The sequence below is a fragment of the Mesorhizobium bavaricum genome (genome assembly GCF_056781655.1).
On the sequence record NZ_CM165566.1, the window covers coordinates 77,771 to 94,284 of the forward strand.

23 protein-coding genes are annotated in these 16,514 nt (G+C 61.1%); 14 read left to right on the forward strand and 9 right to left on the reverse strand.

The window, feature by feature from the left end; translation table 11 throughout:
- Window positions 1-10 precede the first annotated feature (10 nt).
- The 6 genes from AC1RZR_RS00440 to AC1RZR_RS00465 all read right to left on the reverse strand — a co-directional run bounded on the left by AC1RZR_RS00440 (window position 11) and on the right by AC1RZR_RS00465 (window position 3,184).
- Complete coding sequence (locus tag AC1RZR_RS00440) at window positions 11-433, reverse strand: hypothetical protein (protein WP_481827317.1); 423 nt, start codon at window positions 431-433, stop codon at window positions 11-13.
- Window positions 426-1,115, reverse strand: a complete 690-nt coding sequence (locus AC1RZR_RS00445) for a hypothetical protein (RefSeq protein WP_481827318.1) — start codon at window positions 1,113-1,115, stop codon at window positions 426-428. Before AC1RZR_RS00445 ends, AC1RZR_RS00440 begins: the two co-directional genes overlap by 8 nt.
- Complete coding sequence (locus AC1RZR_RS00450) at window positions 1,112-2,047, reverse strand: hypothetical protein (protein WP_481827319.1); 936 nt, start codon at window positions 2,045-2,047, stop codon at window positions 1,112-1,114. The genes AC1RZR_RS00445 and AC1RZR_RS00450 overlap by 4 nt, the downstream gene beginning before the upstream one ends.
- Window positions 2,048-2,124: 77 nt before the next feature.
- On the reverse strand, window positions 2,125-2,334 hold the full coding sequence (locus AC1RZR_RS00455; protein ID WP_481827320.1) for a hypothetical protein: 210 nt from the start codon (window positions 2,332-2,334) through the stop codon (window positions 2,125-2,127).
- Between the two features lie 88 nt (window positions 2,335-2,422).
- Complete coding sequence (locus tag AC1RZR_RS00460) at window positions 2,423-2,716, reverse strand: hypothetical protein (RefSeq protein WP_481827321.1); 294 nt, start codon at window positions 2,714-2,716, stop codon at window positions 2,423-2,425.
- A gap of 231 nt (window positions 2,717-2,947) precedes the next feature.
- Window positions 2,948-3,184 carry a helix-turn-helix domain-containing protein gene (locus tag AC1RZR_RS00465; protein WP_481827322.1) on the reverse strand — a complete coding sequence of 79 codons (237 nt, stop codon included), beginning with the start codon at window positions 3,182-3,184 and terminating at the stop codon, window positions 2,948-2,950.
- Between AC1RZR_RS00465 and AC1RZR_RS00470 the strand changes: the two genes are divergently transcribed.
- The 9 genes from AC1RZR_RS00470 (at window position 3,170) to AC1RZR_RS00510 (ending at window position 8,732) form a co-directional block, all read left to right on the forward strand.
- The gene (locus AC1RZR_RS00470) at window positions 3,170-3,874 is read left to right on the forward strand and encodes a helix-turn-helix domain-containing protein (RefSeq protein ID WP_481827323.1); all 705 of its coding nucleotides are present in this window, start codon (window positions 3,170-3,172) and stop codon (window positions 3,872-3,874) included. The genes AC1RZR_RS00465 and AC1RZR_RS00470 overlap by 15 nt on opposite strands.
- A 324-nt stretch (window positions 3,875-4,198) precedes the next feature.
- Window positions 4,199-5,311 carry a hypothetical protein gene (locus tag AC1RZR_RS00475; RefSeq protein WP_481827324.1) on the forward strand — a complete coding sequence of 371 codons (1,113 nt, stop codon included), beginning with the start codon at window positions 4,199-4,201 and terminating at the stop codon, window positions 5,309-5,311.
- Window positions 5,301-5,612, forward strand: coding sequence for a primosomal protein N' family DNA-binding protein (locus tag AC1RZR_RS00480; protein ID WP_481827325.1), 312 nt, complete (start codon window positions 5,301-5,303; stop codon window positions 5,610-5,612). Before AC1RZR_RS00475 ends, AC1RZR_RS00480 begins: the two co-directional genes overlap by 11 nt.
- 2 nt (window positions 5,613-5,614) lie before the next feature.
- Complete coding sequence (locus AC1RZR_RS00485) at window positions 5,615-5,800, forward strand: hypothetical protein (protein WP_481827326.1); 186 nt, start codon at window positions 5,615-5,617, stop codon at window positions 5,798-5,800.
- A complete protein-coding gene (locus tag AC1RZR_RS00490) occupies window positions 5,797-6,192 on the forward strand; it encodes a hypothetical protein (protein WP_481827327.1) in 396 nt (131 codons plus the stop codon). Before AC1RZR_RS00485 ends, AC1RZR_RS00490 begins: the two co-directional genes overlap by 4 nt.
- Window positions 6,193-6,235: 43 nt before the next feature.
- On the forward strand, window positions 6,236-6,370 hold the full coding sequence (locus tag AC1RZR_RS00495) for a helix-turn-helix domain-containing protein (RefSeq protein ID WP_481827328.1): 135 nt from the start codon (window positions 6,236-6,238) through the stop codon (window positions 6,368-6,370).
- Between the two features lie 95 nt (window positions 6,371-6,465).
- The gene (locus tag AC1RZR_RS00500) at window positions 6,466-7,503 is read left to right on the forward strand and encodes a recombinase family protein (RefSeq protein ID WP_481827329.1); all 1,038 of its coding nucleotides are present in this window, start codon (window positions 6,466-6,468) and stop codon (window positions 7,501-7,503) included.
- Between the two features lies 1 nt (window position 7,504).
- On the forward strand, window positions 7,505-7,933 hold the full coding sequence (locus tag AC1RZR_RS00505) for a hypothetical protein (RefSeq protein WP_481827330.1): 429 nt from the start codon (window positions 7,505-7,507) through the stop codon (window positions 7,931-7,933).
- A gap of 271 nt (window positions 7,934-8,204) precedes the next feature.
- Window positions 8,205-8,732 (forward strand): YciE/YciF ferroxidase family protein, encoded by a 528-nt coding sequence (locus tag AC1RZR_RS00510; RefSeq protein ID WP_481829178.1) that lies wholly within the window; start codon window positions 8,205-8,207, stop codon window positions 8,730-8,732.
- A gap of 102 nt (window positions 8,733-8,834) precedes the next feature.
- Here the strand turns inward: AC1RZR_RS00510 and AC1RZR_RS00515 are convergent, their stop codons facing one another.
- Both AC1RZR_RS00515 and AC1RZR_RS00520 read right to left on the reverse strand, forming a co-directional pair.
- On the reverse strand, window positions 8,835-9,452 hold the full coding sequence (locus tag AC1RZR_RS00515) for a cysteine hydrolase family protein (protein WP_481827331.1): 618 nt from the start codon (window positions 9,450-9,452) through the stop codon (window positions 8,835-8,837).
- Between the two features lie 673 nt (window positions 9,453-10,125).
- Window positions 10,126-10,590 carry an Hsp20 family protein gene (locus AC1RZR_RS00520; RefSeq protein WP_481827332.1) on the reverse strand — a complete coding sequence of 155 codons (465 nt, stop codon included), beginning with the start codon at window positions 10,588-10,590 and terminating at the stop codon, window positions 10,126-10,128.
- A gap of 812 nt (window positions 10,591-11,402) precedes the next feature.
- On the opposite strand from AC1RZR_RS00520, the gene AC1RZR_RS00525 reads away from it, so the two are divergent.
- Entirely contained in the window at window positions 11,403-13,193 is a 1,791-nt protein-coding gene (locus AC1RZR_RS00525; protein ID WP_481827333.1) for a PAS domain S-box protein, read from the forward strand.
- Window positions 13,194-13,236: 43 nt separating this feature from the next.
- On the opposite strand, the gene AC1RZR_RS00530 is transcribed toward AC1RZR_RS00525, so the two are convergent.
- Window positions 13,237-13,455, reverse strand: coding sequence for a hypothetical protein (locus AC1RZR_RS00530; protein WP_481827334.1), 219 nt, complete (start codon window positions 13,453-13,455; stop codon window positions 13,237-13,239).
- A 362-nt stretch (window positions 13,456-13,817) separates the two neighbouring features.
- Here AC1RZR_RS00530 and AC1RZR_RS00535 point away from each other — a divergent pair, with 362 nt between their 5' ends.
- The 4 genes from AC1RZR_RS00535 to AC1RZR_RS00550 all read left to right on the forward strand — a co-directional run bounded on the left by AC1RZR_RS00535 (window position 13,818) and on the right by AC1RZR_RS00550 (window position 16,422).
- Entirely contained in the window at window positions 13,818-14,294 is a 477-nt protein-coding gene (locus AC1RZR_RS00535) for a hypothetical protein (protein ID WP_481827335.1), read from the forward strand.
- 56 nt (window positions 14,295-14,350) lie between these two features.
- On the forward strand, window positions 14,351-14,794 hold the full coding sequence (locus AC1RZR_RS00540) for a Ros/MucR family transcriptional regulator (protein WP_481827336.1): 444 nt from the start codon (window positions 14,351-14,353) through the stop codon (window positions 14,792-14,794).
- 8 nt (window positions 14,795-14,802) lie between these two features.
- A complete protein-coding gene (locus AC1RZR_RS00545; protein WP_481827337.1) occupies window positions 14,803-15,063 on the forward strand; it encodes a hypothetical protein in 261 nt (86 codons plus the stop codon).
- A gap of 192 nt (window positions 15,064-15,255) precedes the next feature.
- A complete protein-coding gene (locus AC1RZR_RS00550; protein WP_481827338.1) occupies window positions 15,256-16,422 on the forward strand; it encodes a tyrosine-type recombinase/integrase in 1,167 nt (388 codons plus the stop codon).
- The last annotated feature ends 92 nt before the right edge of the window (window positions 16,423-16,514 follow it).

The window sequence follows — 16,514 nt, forward strand, 5'->3', positions numbered from 1 at the left end:
GCGGCTAACATCAGATGACCCCCGCAGCGAAGCGATCGGCCTCGCGATCAGCTTGGCCTTTGAGGCGGGTGATCAGCTCGGCATGCGACCAGAGGATTGATTTCAGTGCCACTGCCTCGGCCAGGAGCACGCTGTTGAGCGTGTCGAGGCTGGCCCGGTACCAGTGCTGCCCGAGATGGCAGTTCGCCAGGGATCGTTCGGCGCCAAGCACGAGGGTTAGGGCCACTGCCATACCGGGCGTCCAGACGACGAGAGCGAAATGAAGCCTCTCCCACCGGCCCGCCTGGAGCTTCGGCAGATGCCCCTCGATGTTCTCGGCTGTCGCAAGCCGGAACACGCCAGGATCAGCATCGAAGCCGACAGCACAGACCGCGGCATAGCCGGCATTCTTGCGGCGTTGGACGAGGTTGAGGGGCATGGCAATGTCACGCATTTTCCTGCTCCTCACGCCGGCGTCGTTTTTCCTCGCTCTTGCGCTCTTTGCGGCGACGCTCGATCTCCCTGATCGTCAGTCGACGAAAGCCACGGACCGTCCGGACCAGCCCGAACTCCTGCTCGATCCCGGCGAGTATCTGACCGAGAACCCGGCTCTTGACGTCGTGCAGCGACTGCCTCGACATCAAATCGACGCGGTGCTTGTCCCAAACCCGCGTGCAGAACTCGACGCCATAGCCACCGGCGTGGGCGAGGAATGTGCGCTTGTAGCGCGGCGCATCCGCGCCCTGGAGGCCGGCGCGCACGAAGCGCAGCAGGTCCATGACGTCGACCATCCGGTCGGCGGCGGATTCGTGAACCACGATGCGAACCTCGGTCGCGTCATACTGCGGCATTCCGTCGGCCATGCGTGACAGCTCGCGCACATAGGCTTGGTGCTCGGTCTCTCGCGACGGCGGCATCGCCGATCCGACCTTGGAGATCATGCGGCGCTCGGCGTCGGGCATGTTGCGGGCCGTGTCGACGGCGTCAGCGAACAGGATCCAGAGCAGGTCGCGTGCCGTAGGCAGGCCCCGCTTGTTCTTGGCGAAGAAGATGTCTTCGGCATGGCGCATGTGCTCGATGAAGCGGTCGATCCGCTTCTCCAGGTCGGCTGGTGTGTCGAGAAAAAGCCGCATCATTCCGATTCCTCAACCGCCGAAGCAGGTGCCATTTCAGTTACAGATGGTGCCAAATTGGTTACATTGTTGGCAAGCGAAAGATCGTCGGGCCAGCGTGTTTTTCCGAGGATGATCTTCGCGGCCTCGCACTTTGCCGCCTTCTCCTCGCCGTACTTCGCCCGGACGTGCCGTAGCCATGGCACCCATTCCGCCCGATCAGCGTGAATGCGGTAATAGCCGGCGCCGTCGAGGTCAGGCGCGCCATAGACGATCTCGAACATCTGAGCCGAGAGGTAGACTGACAGGCGCGGTATCTTCTCCCTGCGAAGCTTGCAGTGGCGCAGAAAGACCGCGATGCAATCGGCTGCGCGCTGGCGCTTGTCTGCCGGGAGGTTCATCAGCTCACGCTCGGCGACGTCGCGCTTGCCCAGATGCTCCTGCGGCCAGGAGGAAACCATTTTTTCCAAAAGACCATCTATCCCCCCCGTCAGGGGGGTAAGGGGGGAGATTTGTTGAATAGGTTCTTTGTATGTGTCGGGTTTCCCGTTAACCGGTGGACCAGTTACCGGATTTTCAGGAAGCGGTGCCGCTTCCGTGTTTTCAGGACACGGCTTGGCCGCTTCCTGATTTCCAGGACGCGGCAGCGGCAGGCACTCCGGCACGGCGTCATCATGGATGGTGTAGTTGTAGGCGCCGAAGCGGCCATCTGAACTCTTGGTCTGCGCGCGCTTGAGATAGCCGATCTGCTCCAGCGTCTGGAGGATCCGGTAGACCTTGTCGCGGCCGATGCCGCCCTCGTTCTGGAGGTTCTTGACCGACACGTTCCAGTCGTGCGGCTTTGCCAGCAGATAGACCAGCACTCCACGCTCCTCGAACGTCAGCCTATCGTCACTAGCGACAGCGTTCGGGATTATGGCGTACTGGTCTGACCGCTTGCGCGTGATGATGGTCATGTCGCTCTCTCAACAGTGAGGAGCGGCAATCCTACAAGTTCCAAATGGTATTGCCGTTCGGTAAATAAGTTCATTGCCTATCCGATCGACGTAATCACAGCCGATATGATTTGCTTTGCCATCCCAGGGCCAACAGTTTCTGCCAGATATGCCGCTGCCGCGACCAGATGCACCTTTGCCGCCCGCTCCGCTGCGGACGCTCCGATACTCCTGGCCGTCATGCAAAATCCGGCCATCACGGCTTTTACTTCACCGTTGACTGATGGCCCCTCGTCAGTCTGCTTCATTTTAGTTAATTCCTCCGGAATGTTTCAGGCTGAAACATTGCGTGGGTGACATAAGACCAAGTCATTGCCGGAGGAAATCAAGACTCCGTCAATCGGCCCTCGCCCTCGCCCTCGCTGCATCGGCCAATGGATCGTTTGCTGGCTCCATTGTGGAACCGGCCTTCTGGCAGAGCCGATTGTAGCGGCCGAGAAGATCGAAGATGGCTTTACCGCGCCAGTTGGACGCATCGCCATACCAGGCTTCCCGCACGCGCCAGTGGCCGCGCGGGTAGCCGAGATTGTCACAGGCAGCGTTGATCTGGGCCTTGATGCCCATGCCTGGCTTGATAGGACCGGCGGCCTTGAAGACCACCTGTTGTAGCTCTTCTGCAATGTCTTGCATCGATTCCTCACTAGAAACGGGAGAAGGAACACGACGATCCGTCGGGATTCTCGGATGCCCTGTCGGACACCTCCAACAATTTCCGCGCCATTGTCGCCACCTGTGCAAGGGGGCTGCGAATGACACGTGACGATGATACCTGGATACCGCTTGGACTCGCGGCTTGGGGAGTTGTTGAACGTGCCGACCGGCTTAGGACGGAACGAGGAACCTTGTTGATCGTACCTCAGGTCAAGCCGAAGCCTGTCGCTTCGCAACGACATCAGCAGCCTCCTTGCCCAACCAGTCATTTGCCGTCACCGCGCCGTCGGTCATAACGACGATGCGGTCGAGATATGGTTGCTTGGGCTTCCTGCCCGCCTCATAGCGGTCGACCGCCAGCCGAGTGCTACCGATGGTCCTACCGACCTCGGCAGAGCTCAGATCGCGCTCTTGGCGCCACTTCTTCAGAGGATGATCAGCTTCCATGCGCTGGATTTGGCACCATTCTGGTTACACGTCAAGGTTTGTAACCAAACTGGATCAGTTCCGTTGCGAATTTTTTTACGCTACCGGCATGGCATGAAGAACGGAATCAAGCATTTCCGCCTGAGAGCTAGGCTTAGCAAGGCCGCGCTGGCGCGCCGCGTCGGCACCACGCGCCAGCAGATGGGCCGCCTTGAGGACGACGAGCGCAAGCTAACTCCGGAATGGGCCGCAAGGATCGCCCAGGTGCTCAAATGCACGCCCCAGGAGCTTATGTTTCCTGAGCTTGCCCGCATCGACATCAGCCCCTTCAACCACGTGTTCGAGATCCGTAGTGAGGGCGAAGGCCAGCCGAAAGCGCCGGGATTCTCTCTTGAAAACGAGTTTCTGGCCCGGATGCTGCCGAACGCATCCGCCCACAACCTCAGGTTCATGATGGTCGATGCCTCCCAGGCCAACGGCCTTGTCACCAAAGGGGATGCGCTTGTCATCGATACTGATGACAACCAACCTACGCGACCGGGCCTTTATGCCCTCGATATCGCCGGCGTGGTGCAATGGCGCTACCTTTCCCCTACGACAACGGGCGCCGTCCAGGTCCACAGCGACAACCCGGCTTCCACCAACGAAACGGTAAAACCTGAGGAATTGAAGGTAATTGGCCGTGCTCGACTGAGAATTTCCACACTCTGATCTGCTTTTTTTCGCACGGAGTGTAACCATTTCGGGTACACCTCTTGCAATAGACACCAAATTGGTTACGATCACTTCACGCAGAAGGATCGCTAGACCGATGGCCCAGTCCCCCTGGTTGTATTTCCCCATCATGGCTCGCGGTCCATGTGTTGAGTATCTGCGCGTTCCCGGCCGGGCTGGTGTTTAACCGCCAACCCCTCACCTCCCACCAGCCCGGCCGGGTCCTCCCAACTTAGGCAGCAGACGGCACCCGCGACCGCTTGGTCGTGCCCTTTGTGGTGCCAAAATGGTTTCACGTGTGACCAAAAAGGATGCACTCGCATGACCAATCAATACGCATGGTGGCGACAGGCTTTGAAGCTGGCCGGCGACTGCCGCGAGCTGACGCGCGACCAGCTGGCGCTTCTCAGCGTGTCCGAGGATAGCCCGGAGTCAGGATTTTTCAGGAACCGTCCGTTCAAGGACTCGCCGCTGGTCCCCGTCGCCATCTGGCGCGACACGGCGGGCAAGATCATCTGCCTGCAGGGCGGCGAGGAAGCCGACACGTTGCGCGTCTGGAGCTACGCCTGCCGCAACCCGATCACGGAAGCGCTCTATCACGCGGTCCTGGCCGGCGGCGATTGGCCGGATGAACCGCCCTCCGTTGCGAAGGAACACAACCTCCCTGCCAAGACCGGCGATCTGCACAAGGACCTGACCGTCGAACTCGCGGCCGAGAAGGAAATGGCGGAAGCCTTCCTCCAGAAGACGATCACCACCCAGGAGCAAGCCGATCAGACCGGCATTTGGGCGAAGAAGCTGGCAGTGATCGCCAATAAGGCAAACGAGCAGTTCAACGTCGAAAAGCGTCCATGGATCGATGGCGGCAACGCCGTCGACGACAAATGGCGCGATCTGCGCACCGATTCCACCAGCCTCGTCAAGAAATTGAAAAAGCACGGTGAGGCGTGGCTGCTGGAGCAGCAGCGACTCGAGAACGAACGCCAGCGCAGGGCGCGCGACGAGGCGGACCGCATCCGGCGCGAAGCCGAAGCGGCGGCGCACCGCGCGGCAGAGGCAGCCCGCGCGGCCGAGGCAGAGAAGGCCCGGCGCGAAGCCGACGCCTCGCCCGGTATCGCCAGCACGTTCGCCGAGGAGAGCCGGCAGGAAGCGGAACGTCTCGAAGCCGAGAACGAAGCCAAGCGGCTGGCTCAGCAAGCCGCTGACGCGGAGCGCGAGGCCAAGGCCCGTCCGGTCTTTGCCGGCAGGACCGGCTCCAAGGTGTCGCTGAGAACGTCCGTCTCGGCTCGCATCGTCGACTACGACAGAGCGCTTCTGGCGCTGAAAGATCACCCCGAAATGAAAGCTCTGGTCGAGCAGCTTGCCAACCGTGCCGTCAAGGCCGGGCTGGAGCTGGCCGGCGTCGAGAAAGTGGAGCAACGCAATGCAGCCTAGCAAGATCGTCGCCGTGAAATTCGGCGAGAGCGACAAGACCTATGACTATTTCGCCGGCGCCTTCGACGTCGCAGTCGGCCAGCGCGTCATGATCCCGATGCGCGGCCGGGAGGTCTCGGTCCTCGTCGCGGAGGTCAAGACCGAGTCCGATCTGGCGAAGGTCGAGATCCTGCGCATCGACGTGCGCACCGACGAGCAGCTCGCCGCCAAGCACCCGAACGGCCAGCACCAGTGGTCGCCCGACGGCACGCTGCTGGACGAGAACGGCAACCGGTCGAGCTTCGACGACGTGGACCGGTAGCGATGAGCCCGGTTCGCCTCACCATCATCGTCCTGTGGCTTCCGGTGGTCTTGTACGCCTTCGTCGCCACGCTGCTGCGAGAGACCCGCGCGGCCTGCTGGTACGCCTGGAACGAGGTCTGCATCGAACACGATGCAATGCGTCACGCATGGCGCGCCAACCGCTTCAACCCCGAGGATTGGAAATGACGATCTGCTCAATTGATGGTTGCGAGCAGCAACGAAGCGCGCGTGGCTGGTGCAAAAAGCATCACCAGCGGTGGCTCAGGCACGGGGATCCCCTCACCATCAGAAGGCCGCATCCGGCGCAAGATTTCCTGCGCGACGTTGTCATTCCGTACGAGGGAAAGGACTGCCTGTTCTGGCCATTCGCCACGAACAAGGATGGCTACGGGATCGTATGGCAAGGCACCGTACACCGGATCGTGTGCGAGAGGCGCAATGGCCCGCCGCCGACTCCTGAACATGAGGCCGCGCATTCGTGCGGCAACGGTCATCTCGCCTGCGTCGCCGGGCGCCATCTCTCCTGGAAGACCCATGCGGAGAACATGGCGGACCGCATCCTCTCACGGCACTCATAGTCGTGGGGAACGTAGCGGCAAGGCTAAGCTCACCGAGGATGAAGTGCGCGCGATCCGCACCATAACGGGCAGGATTCCGCAGCCCGAGATCGCCAAGATTTTCGGCGTCACCAGCCAGCACATCAGCAAAATCCAGAGCGGCCAGCAATGGTCGCATCTCAATGGAGTGTCATCATGAACGAACGACCCAAAATTCCGGTCCGTCTCGAAGCGGGCGCCACCGTCAGCGCGATCATACCGGTCAATTTGGAGGAAACCTGGAGGCTCTCGACAATGATCGTCGAGGCCGGCTTGGCACCACAGGCGCTGGTCGGCAGAGACCCGGGCGAAGGCGCAGACATCGAGACCTGGAACCGTTGGGGGAAAAAGGGCACGAGCGCGGTCGCGATCGTCATCATGTCGGGCGCCGAGCTTGGCCTGCCGCCCATGGTGGCGCTTCGGTCCTTTACCGTCATCGGCGGCAAGCCGGCCCTCTATGGTGATGGCCTGATCAATGTCGTCCGACGGTCGGGCAGGGCGAAATCGCTGGAACTCGGATATCTCCGCAACGCTTCAAAGGAAGCGCTCCTGCGGCTCGGCCTTACTGAGGATCAAGTGGCCAACATGAACACGCTCGACGAGCGCACCATCGGCTGGTGTAAGGCCGCGCGTGCCGACACTGGCGAAACAAAGATCGAGGTCTACTCGGTTGCTGACGCCAAGCAGGCAGGCCTTTGGGACGAGCGCACCACGCGGCGCGGCAAGGTCTGGAAGAACGGCCAGCAGGTTTGGGACGACGTTCCCAACGACGCCCCATGGTTTCGTCACCCCAAGCGGATGCTTCAATGGCGCTCTGCCGGGTTTGGTCTCAGAGAGCTTTTCACCGACGTTCTCGGCGGTGTGCGCGACGAGTTCGAGGCGAGTGAGATTGCCGGCGAGCTGATCGAGCACGACGAACCCGCACCCACGGCGAGGCTCACACCGCCATCGCCACCCAAGCCGCCAAGCCCGGATGCGCCGACCGGCATCGACACGGTTTCCGACAATGGATTCGACGGGGACATGGAGGGCATGCACGACGGCGCCGCGGCCTCCGAGGAGGAGGAAGGCGAGCCGTTCGATTACGGCGAAGGCAAGGCATTCAATTTCGGCAAGTTCTTCGAGGATTTGCAGATAGCCCTCGCCAGCACCAGAAGCGAAGCGGACGTCGAGGACATCTGGACCGAGTTCGACGTGGAAGCCCGGTTCCAGGACGACGCCGACAGCCGCCAGTTGGCGGACCGGATCAAAGCGCGGCGGCTGACTGCGCTCCACCCATTGAATGGGGGCTGACATGGCCGGCCGGATCGCAATCCTGCCCGACCACGGCGCCCAGGTGCTCGGTCCGCCCGTGAAGTGGCGACCGCGCGCCCTGACGACCAAGGAAATGCTGGAGATCGTCGTTCGCCAGCACGGCAAGGAACCCGGTGGCGCGCGGCTCAATCCGCTCGACGGCGTCCAGTTCGATCACGACCCGGCACTGCAGCGGCGACGCTGGAATCCGGACACCCTCGATACCATCCCGTCGTCCTGCGCGCTCGAGTTCATCGTGGCCCTGAACAAGCCGACCCACGGCGTCAAGACGGCAAAGGTGGACGTGCCCGAGATCGCCAAGCTGAAACGCCTCGAGGGGCGCACAGGTCAGAAAAAGGTCAAACGAAAGATCCCGTCGCCGAAGCTGCAGTCGAGGCCCTTCCAGAAGCTCAACCGGGGTTTCCGGTGATGATGGAGGACAGGGCTCGGGGCGCAGTTGGACATGTCCAATGCCGGCGGCAAGCCAGCCTGGGCCTGCACCCACGACTGCAACATCAAAACTTCGGCCGATGAAAAATTCTAGCATACCCGCCAGCTTGCCGTGGGCGCGGTTGTTCCAAAGGAGCGGACGACAGAGGTAACTCCCGCCGAGATGCCGCGAGACAAATCCATGGAACCTCGTGTGTCGAATGAAGTTGGAAATTTGCCCGCACGGGTTCATCAACAAGGAGGACATCGCAATGGCAGCTACGAAGAAAGCAACCGCCAGCACCAAAAGCCTCGAGGATATGTTCCTCGACGGACTGAAAGACATTTACTATGCCGAAAAGAAAATCCTGAAGGCCTTGCCAAAAATGGCCAGCGGCGCTGACGATCAGCAGGTCATCGCCGCCTTCCAGAAGCATCTTGCCGAAACCGAAGGCCAGGTCGAGCGACTGGAAGAAGTCTTTGAGATTCTCGGAGTGGCGGCCCGGGGCAAAACCTGCCCCGCGATCGACGGCATTCTCGAGGAAGGCTCCGAGATTCTTGAGGAGTACAAGGGCTCGGCTTCGCTTGACGCCGGTCTGGTAGGCGCCGCGCAGGCGGTCGAACACTACGAGATCGCGCGTTATGGCACCCTTATTGCTTGGGCGACCTCCCTGGGCAAGGACGATGTGGTGGAACTGCTCGATGCAAACCTCGAAGAAGAGAAAGCCACCGACGAAGCACTCACGTCACTCGGCGAAGCGGGCGTGAACGACCGGGCTGCCGAACAGCAGGCTGCCTGATCCGGTCATTCGTTTGAGGGGTCCTCGTCTTGGACCCCTCAACGTTGTGCGCGGGTGCGCTGCGCTCTTTCCCAGTCCTCGGGCCAGCGCAACTTATTAAACTCAAACGGCGCGCCACGCTTCTAACAACTGATCCGTGTCCGCAGTCTCTATGTGCTGGCCGTATCGGTTGCTGAAGAGATCGATCAGGGCATCATGGGCTTCGTCCGAGGCGCTGCACAGTGCGTCCTGGACAACGATCGTACGCAAGCCATAGTCGACGGCCCCCAGCACTGTCGACAGCACGCACATGTCCGTTTCCCCGCCGGTAACAATCACGGTATCGCACTTGCGCACCGCCAACTGCGCCCGCAGGTCGGAACCTAGCCAGGGCGAATACACCGGCTTGTCGATTACCGGCGCAGGCGGCGCGAACGGCTGAAGCTCCGGAACGAGTTCGATCTGCCCCGGAGTAAGGTGCTCAAGGGTCATGTTCGCCCACCGCTCATAGTACCGCCGCCAGGTCCCGTGTCCTTCGCCCGGCCGACGGGCTGGGATGAACCTTGTGAACATCACCTGGGACGGATGGGCGCTGCACAGGGCGACGATATTCGGAAGCACGCGATCCATCCACTGCAACGCCCAAGGCGAACCTTCGCGGAACATGCCCTGCATGTCGACGCAAATGTGCGCGGCGTTGGATCCGATGGGGTCGTCACGAAGCGTCGGATCAGCGGCCATGCTCTCACCTAAGTCAACTGGCCGTCGAACACGACGCCAAGCCCATAGGCACGGCTCTTGCCGCGCCATTCCGGCTAAGGCCCGGGCAGATGATTAATCTGCGGCCCGACGGCAAGTTCCCGTCGTCTTGGAATTGCTTACCGTCCGGCGTCTGCCTGAAAATTCAAGCGCATGCGAGTTCCAGCAAACACGCGAAAGCCGGTCCGCCCGGGTTAACGGGTCTGGGCGCTATGGTAGCCGGGCAAGGTGGCGGGTCATCGTCATCGTGGCCCGGGAATCGGCGGGGCCAGCGCCCGGGCCTCCGGACCACTCTGCGCCGGCGTTCCGAAGCCTGCCACCGGACAACGCCCTGTTTGGCCTTTGGGGGCGCGCCGTCCAAGGTCCGCAAAGCGCGAAGGATGTCGTCGAGCACCACCACAGTGCCGTCCTCGAGCTGGCGAAGTGTCGGCCAGTTCGGAACGGCACAGGCATCCGACGCCCACGCTGCCAAGAAGGCCCGTTTGCCGTCCGGGTCGATGTGGGGGTTGGTCAGGACAGCCTCGATGGGATCCTGAGAAAGAGCGCCATTGCCAGCGCGGCTGAATGCATGCTCTTGTTGCAGCATCTCCGTTTCTCCGCAATCCAAGGCCTCCCGGCATGATGCCGGGAGGGACCGAAGGTTGAGGTGTCAGTATCAGGCGGCCTTGCGCGCCTGGCCGAGGTCATGGGTGATCTGCTGAGGCGCGGCCGGCGCCGTACCGGTAGCGATCTGAATCCGCCTTGGCTTCAGCTCCTCGGGGATCTCGCGCACGATGTCGATTACAAGGAGGCCGTTGTCCAGCGACGCGCCGGTCACCTTCATGTGGTCGGCCAGCTTGAACGCCTGGCGGAAGTTGCGCAGTGCCAGGCCTTGGTGCAGGAACTGGCGGCTTTCGGCATCGGCGGCCTTCTGGCCGGTCACAACGAGCTCGGGGCCGTTCTGGCTGAGCTCGACCTCGTCAGCGGTAAAGCCGGCGATCGCCATGGCAATGCGGTAGTCGTTTTCGCCCTTTTTTTCGATGTTGTAGGGCGGCCAGTCGGGGCGGCTGGCGCTGTCGAGCATGTCGAAAAGACGGTCAAAGCCGACCGTCGAACGATAGAGGGAGTCAAAGGTTCTCATAGCCACATTCTCCTTGAAGCAACATGGGTACAAGGTGCGCCGCCCTGCGGCGCCGCCTATCGAGCCAGTATGGCCTCGACGGTCGACGATTTGGGAATGGTTGATTTTGGCGTCAAGAGCCCGGTCTGAAAAAAATTCGCACCGAGAGTCGCTGCCGATTTCCCGAAGGGAACTACCGGGACCCACTCGCGCGCCTCGCTTGTAGCCAAACTGGTTTCGGTTACCTGCCACGGACACCACCAATGAAAATCTGAGCCCTGATCAGCCCGGACGGGGCGATTGGGCCGAGGGCGCTGCACAGCGCGTTCTGGACAACGATCGTCCGCAAGCCATAGTCGACGGCCCCCAGCCCGGTCGAACAGCACTCACATGTCCGTTTCGCCGCCCGTTACGATCACGGTGTCACACCCACGGGCGGCTAGGTCGGAACCGAGGCAGCGCGAATATAGCGGCTTTGTTTGAAGCTCAGGAACGAGTTCGATCTGCCCCGGAGCAAGGTTCTCAAGGGTCAAGTTTTGCCCACCGCTCGTAGTACCGCCGCCAGGGCCTTGTCCTTCGCCGAACCGGCGGACTTGAAAGCGCAACATTGTTGATCCGGATGTCGTGGAACATGTCGCGGAGTGAGAGGTTGGCTATGATGGGCGACGGCAAGAATGACCGTGAGCGTGTGGGAGCGTGTGGCCGGGAACGACGTCGGGGCATCAAGTTTGCTTGCGGGCGCTGGTGATGCCTCTGGCCGACGGGGGACGACCGGTCGGAACGAACTGGTAGGAGCTACGTTGTGATCGGTTAAGCTCAGATCGGGGATCGGGATGAAGGAAGTGCCGCAGGCGAACGTTATCGCCTTCAACAGCCCGGGAATGTCCGGTGAGGATCGGGATTTTGATTATCAGGATTTTTTCGAGAACAGCGCCGTTGCACTCCATCTGGTGAGCGCAGATGGGGTCATTCTGCACGCCAACAAGGCTGAGCTCGACCTCCTCGGCTATCCTGCGGAAGACTATGTCGGCCGCCACATTGCCGAATTCTATCCCGACCAGGACGTGATCGACGACATTCTGGAGCGCCTCACCCGTGGCGAGAAGATCGCGAGATATCCGGCGCGTTTGAGAGCGCTTGACGGATCGATCAAGCATGTCGAAATCACCTCAAGCGGCCATTTCCGGGACGGCAAACTGATCAACACCAGATGCTTCACTGTCGACGTAACCGACCTAGAGCGGACACGCTCGGAGCTTAGGCAGCAGGACAGCACCTATCACCAGATTCTCGACGGCCTTCCGGTCGCCATCTACACAACGGACCAGAGTGGGACCATTACCTACTACAACCGCGCCGCTGCCGAACTGGCAGGACGGGAGCCCGCGATCGGTAAGGACAAATGGTGCGTGACGTTCAAGCTGTTCACCCCGGACGGCAAGGAATTGCCGCACGACGATTGCCCTATGGCCATTGCGCTCAAGGAAAACCGGCCGGTCCGCAACCAGGAAGCCATAGCGCAGCGTCCCGACGGGTCCTTTTTTCCGTTCCTACCCTACCCCACACCGCTGCAGGATGAGTATGGCAACCTGATTGGTGCCGTGAACATGCTGCTGGACCTGACGGACCGCCAACGTGCCGAAGAGGCCAGGCAGCATTTGTCTGCGATTGTGGAATCCTCGTTCGATGCGATCGTCAGCAAGGATTTGAACACCATCATCAAGAGCTGGAACCATGCCGCCGAACGGCTGTTCGGCTACACCGCCGAGGAAGCGATCGGCAAGTCAGTGACGATGTTGATCCCGGATGACCATCAGGACGAGGAACCCCGCATTATCGAACGCATTCGCCGTGGCGAACGGGTCGAAACGCTCGAAACAGTTCGGCGGCGCAAGGATGGCAGCCTATTTCCAGTTTCGCTCACGATATCGCCTGTCCGCAGCGCAACGGGGCAGATCGTCGGCGCATCCAAGATTGCCCGGGACATCACGTCAGCTAGGGAGAGCGAGCAACGTATCCGCATGCTGATGCGCGAGGTCAACCACCGGGTCAAAAACCAGTACTCGGTCATCCTGTCGATGATCCGGGAGACCAACAAGCGATCGGAGACGCCAAAGCAGTTTGAATCCCAAGTGCGCGAACGCATCATGGCACTGTCGCGATCCCACGACCTGCTTGTATCGGCCGACTGGAGGGGCGCCACTATCAATGAACTCTTGGCGGCCCAGGCCCAGCCTTTCCCGCGGGGTGATGTTATCGATATGTCGGGCCCAGCGTTGGTGCTCAGTCCCAATGCGGTGCAGTATTTCGGTATCGCCTTCCACGAACTTGCGACGAACTCGGCCAAATACGGCGTGCTCTCAGGTAACGATGGGAAGATCTCGGTCACATGGAAGACCACAGGTTCCGGTGGATCGAGGCTGTTTCACCTCAACTGGGCCGAAACAGATGGCCCGCAAGTTCAGACCATCGGGCAAGGCGGCTTTGGGACCGTAATGCTGAAACGGGTTGCACCCACAGCAGTTGGAGGGCAGGGAAATCTCGAATACAGTCCCCATGGGATCACCTGGAGCCTGGAAGCGCCGTTGGCTGCCGTCGAGGCATCAGTTGCCGGTGAGGCCTAGAGGCAAAGTGTTCGTTCCGACCATCGATCTGCGGGCGGGGTAGTCACTCAATTCGCTTGATACGCCCTTTGTCGAGCCGGAAAACACCCGTGTTGCCGCCCTGCTTTTCAAAGTCGGTCAGCAGTTCGTCCCATGTGCCGAGGAATTCGCCGCAGTCATCGCAGACGATCCTCGTGTCGGGCTGCGCATCAGCCGGTATTCTCAGCCGGATGGTGAGGCAGTGGGGACACTCGAGGCTATGATTGAGAAATTGGGTGGTCATGGCGGACGGCAATGTACGCAGCAATGGCCGCTTTGCAAGCGTGCTTGTGCCAGTTGTAGGGCCTGCGGGCGTCACCGGCACAGCCCTCCCGGCGGGTGTTGTCGGGAAGGTAATTCTGCATTCATCTGCACTACGGGTGCAGCCGGGAGATCATGCTGTTGCCGACGTTGTAGCGGTGAGCGACCTGCCCTGTCGCCTCCCCGGCAGCACGTCGTGCCGCCATAGAGCGGGCAGCAGTTTCGAACCTCCCTGCGGTTTTTGGAGACCGCCGCTCTCAAATCGACGGATTTTCGCACGTCTCACTTGTAACCAATATGGTTACATCGTATTACTTATTCGGTTACCTGCCACGGACACCACCGATGAAAAATCTGAGCCCTGCTTCCGTGAAGCGCCAGCGATATCAGCCCGGACGGGGCGAGTGGGCCGACTGCTACGACATGTTGTGCCGGTGGTGCTCGAACCACCTCAAATGCGAGATCGTCGAAGCGATGATCGAGATGAAGGACGGCGGCGCGTGGCCGGAAGGCGGCTGGGTGTCCGACCCGGGCGCCGGCGTCACCTGCCTTTCCTATCAGCCTTCCGAACGACCGGCGATGCCAAGACAACAGCGCAGGGCTATCGCCCTCACAAGCGAGGCCGACCTTCCGCCGGTATGCGGCGGCTGCGCTGCACGCAAGGACAGCGAGGCTTCGGTGAGCCTCCATACCCGGCGCGATTACCAGAGCGCCGTCCGCACTGGCGCGCCCTTCGTCTGCCACGAGGATCCAGCCAAGACCCGCCTTTGCGGCGGGTGGTGCCGAGCCATTGCCCGGAAGGGCGGCAAGGTCAGCGCATGAAATCGGAGCCGCCCGGCTCTGGTGACTGAGACTGCAACAGGAGACAGAGCTACCACATGGAAAACAACGATATCCGCATGATCGAACTGACTGCCGACATCGTCTCGGCATTTGTCGGCAACAACCCGGTGCCGGCGACGCAACTGCCGGACCTGATCGCAAGCGTCAACTCGTCGGTTCGCCAGCTCGGCGGCGCGCTCACTGCGGCGCCGGCAGTGAAGCAGGAGCCAGCCGTCAATCCGAAGAAGTCCTTATTCCCCGACTACATCGTCTGCCTGGAAGACGGGAAACGGTTCAAATCCTTGAAACGCCACCTCCGGACCGACTTCGGCATGACGCCGGAAGCCTATCGCGACAAGTGGGGCTTGCCTGCCGACTATCCGATGGTCGCTCCGAATTACTCCGCCACGCGCTCGGCGCTGGCGAAATCGCTCGGCCTCGGCCTGCATAGGGCGGCACCCAAAGCGCGCGCCGGCGCTCGCTTGCGCTCGGTCCAGTAGGCCGCGTCATGGATATCCGCACCGTCATCGAGCGACTTGCGAAGGGCGACCACCTGCACCTCGGCTTCTCCAGTGGTCAGAGGCGTTGGTGGTTCGAAGGGCCACACCAGGTCATCCCCGAGCATGTCGTACACGCGGCGGTGCGCGATGGGGCTGTCGCAGTGATCGAGGCCGGCGACAGCCTCTTCGGCCTGAAAGGCAATTCGCAGACCTGGTTGCTGGAGGACGCTGCTCATCGCAGCTCGGAGCGCGACGATGATCGCCAATGATCACCTTCCCGAGGTGCTGACGCTGGCGCGGTCGCCGGACTATTGGTCGGCGCTTTTCCGCGACAAAGGGTTGCGCATGTCCGCGAGGTCGTTGCGCGAGAAGGCGATCAAATCCGGCCTCTGCTACCATGTCGACAAGCAGGTGCTGATCTCGCCCAGGCAGATAGACGAATTGTTTTTGTGGAGTAAGTCATGCCGCTCACGACCTACAAGCGAGGGCGCTTCTACTGGCTCACCGGCACCCTCTTCACGCGGGAAGGCGAGCAGCGCGTACACGAGAGCACTGGCGAGACTGACGAAAGGAAAGCGGACGATTTCCGGCAAGCCCGCGAGCGCAAAGCGCGGGAGGAGCTAAACCTCAACCCCAAGGACCGTTTCACTTTCGACGAAGCGGTCGATCGATATCTGGAGGCCGGCAAGAGCGAAAGCTACATCGCGAGGCTCCTTGAGCATTTCAAGGGAACCAGGATTTCCGACATGACCGGTTCCGACGTCCGCGAAGCGGCGAAGGTGCTCTACCCGACGGCGGTTTACACCACATGGAACCGGCAGGTCGTCATCCCGACGCGCGCAGTGATCAATTTCAGCGCCGACGAGGGCAAATGCCATCCGGTAGCGATCAAGGGCTTTACGAAGAAGGATCGCGACATAAAGCGACCCACGGCGGCGCCGAAGCGCGCCGTCGATCGCTCCTACATCGACACGTTCAGGGAGCACAGTGACGATCCTCGGCTCAGCGCCTTGATGCTATTCGTCTTCCAGACCGGCGCCAGGGTCTCGGACGCCATCAACCTCGAAGACGATTCTCATGATATCGACCTGGTGAACCGCAAGGTCATCTTCCGGGACATGAAGAACGGCGAGGATGGCGACGCCGATCTCACCATCGAAATGGTCTACGAGATTCAGCAGCTCCGCGAGTGGAAACAGGAAAGATTGGCGGCATGGGAAGTGCGCATCCCATGGAAACACAAACGATCAGGTGAGCGCCATAGCGGACGCGGTGCGAAGAAGCCCAATAACAGGCTGTTCGGCTACATGGGTCGCGGCTCGGTCTACAGGGACATAAAACGCATCTGCAAACTGGCAGGCCTGCCCTATCTCGGCACGCACCAGCCAGGCCGCCACAGTTTCGCAACCGAAATGATCGTCAGGCACGGCGTCGACGTCGCGACCACAGCCGCGAAAGGCCGCTGGAAAACGAAGAAACTGCTCATGGAAAACTACACACACGCCGAGAAGGGCAGCGGCGTGATCGACAAGGTGTTTGGGAAGAGGAAACCGCGCAAATCTGCCAATGGTGACGATGCAACCAACGTGGCAACAAGACCTTACACCAGCCGAAAACGACCGGCATGATAACGATATGATTTTGCTAGGAAAAGTGACGCGGTGCCATCTTGGTTACTCCCTTACCAAGGGAGTGCTCTACCACTGAGCTACCGCAGCCG

What these genes read in the sequence shown, in the direction of transcription:
- AC1RZR_RS00475 (WP_481827324.1), top strand. Translation starts at nt 4,199, where the DNA reads ATGACCAATCAATACGCATGGTGGCGACAGGCTTTGAAGCTGGCCGGC.
- AC1RZR_RS00490 (WP_481827327.1), top strand. Translation starts at nt 5,797, where the DNA reads ATGACGATCTGCTCAATTGATGGTTGCGAGCAGCAACGAAGCGCGCGT.
- AC1RZR_RS00480 (WP_481827325.1), top strand. Translation starts at nt 5,301, where the DNA reads ATGCAGCCTAGCAAGATCGTCGCCGTGAAATTCGGCGAGAGCGACAAG.
- AC1RZR_RS00545 (WP_481827337.1), top strand. Translation starts at nt 14,803, where the DNA reads ATGGATATCCGCACCGTCATCGAGCGACTTGCGAAGGGCGACCACCTG.
- AC1RZR_RS00465 (WP_481827322.1), bottom strand. Translation starts at nt 3,184, where the DNA reads ATGGAAGCTGATCATCCTCTGAAGAAGTGGCGCCAAGAGCGCGATCTG.
- AC1RZR_RS00440 (WP_481827317.1), bottom strand. Translation starts at nt 433, where the DNA reads ATGCGTGACATTGCCATGCCCCTCAACCTCGTCCAACGCCGCAAGAAT.
- AC1RZR_RS00510 (WP_481829178.1), top strand. Translation starts at nt 8,205, where the DNA reads ATGGCAGCTACGAAGAAAGCAACCGCCAGCACCAAAAGCCTCGAGGAT.
- AC1RZR_RS00445 (WP_481827318.1), bottom strand. Translation starts at nt 1,115, where the DNA reads ATGATGCGGCTTTTTCTCGACACACCAGCCGACCTGGAGAAGCGGATC.
- AC1RZR_RS00550 (WP_481827338.1), top strand. Translation starts at nt 15,256, where the DNA reads ATGCCGCTCACGACCTACAAGCGAGGGCGCTTCTACTGGCTCACCGGC.
- AC1RZR_RS00470 (WP_481827323.1), top strand. Translation starts at nt 3,170, where the DNA reads ATGATCAGCTTCCATGCGCTGGATTTGGCACCATTCTGGTTACACGTC.
- AC1RZR_RS00535 (WP_481827335.1), top strand. Translation starts at nt 13,818, where the DNA reads ATGAAAAATCTGAGCCCTGCTTCCGTGAAGCGCCAGCGATATCAGCCC.
- AC1RZR_RS00525 (WP_481827333.1), top strand. Translation starts at nt 11,403, where the DNA reads ATGAAGGAAGTGCCGCAGGCGAACGTTATCGCCTTCAACAGCCCGGGA.
- AC1RZR_RS00460 (WP_481827321.1), bottom strand. Translation starts at nt 2,716, where the DNA reads ATGCAAGACATTGCAGAAGAGCTACAACAGGTGGTCTTCAAGGCCGCC.
- AC1RZR_RS00450 (WP_481827319.1), bottom strand. Translation starts at nt 2,047, where the DNA reads ATGACCATCATCACGCGCAAGCGGTCAGACCAGTACGCCATAATCCCG.
- AC1RZR_RS00530 (WP_481827334.1), bottom strand. Translation starts at nt 13,455, where the DNA reads ATGACCACCCAATTTCTCAATCATAGCCTCGAGTGTCCCCACTGCCTC.
- AC1RZR_RS00540 (WP_481827336.1), top strand. Translation starts at nt 14,351, where the DNA reads ATGGAAAACAACGATATCCGCATGATCGAACTGACTGCCGACATCGTC.
- AC1RZR_RS00500 (WP_481827329.1), top strand. Translation starts at nt 6,466, where the DNA reads ATGATCGTCGAGGCCGGCTTGGCACCACAGGCGCTGGTCGGCAGAGAC.
- AC1RZR_RS00515 (WP_481827331.1), bottom strand. Translation starts at nt 9,452, where the DNA reads ATGGCCGCTGATCCGACGCTTCGTGACGACCCCATCGGATCCAACGCC.
- AC1RZR_RS00505 (WP_481827330.1), top strand. Translation starts at nt 7,505, where the DNA reads ATGGCCGGCCGGATCGCAATCCTGCCCGACCACGGCGCCCAGGTGCTC.
- AC1RZR_RS00520 (WP_481827332.1), bottom strand. Translation starts at nt 10,590, where the DNA reads ATGAGAACCTTTGACTCCCTCTATCGTTCGACGGTCGGCTTTGACCGT.
- AC1RZR_RS00485 (WP_481827326.1), top strand. Translation starts at nt 5,615, where the DNA reads ATGAGCCCGGTTCGCCTCACCATCATCGTCCTGTGGCTTCCGGTGGTC.
- AC1RZR_RS00455 (WP_481827320.1), bottom strand. Translation starts at nt 2,334, where the DNA reads ATGAAGCAGACTGACGAGGGGCCATCAGTCAACGGTGAAGTAAAAGCC.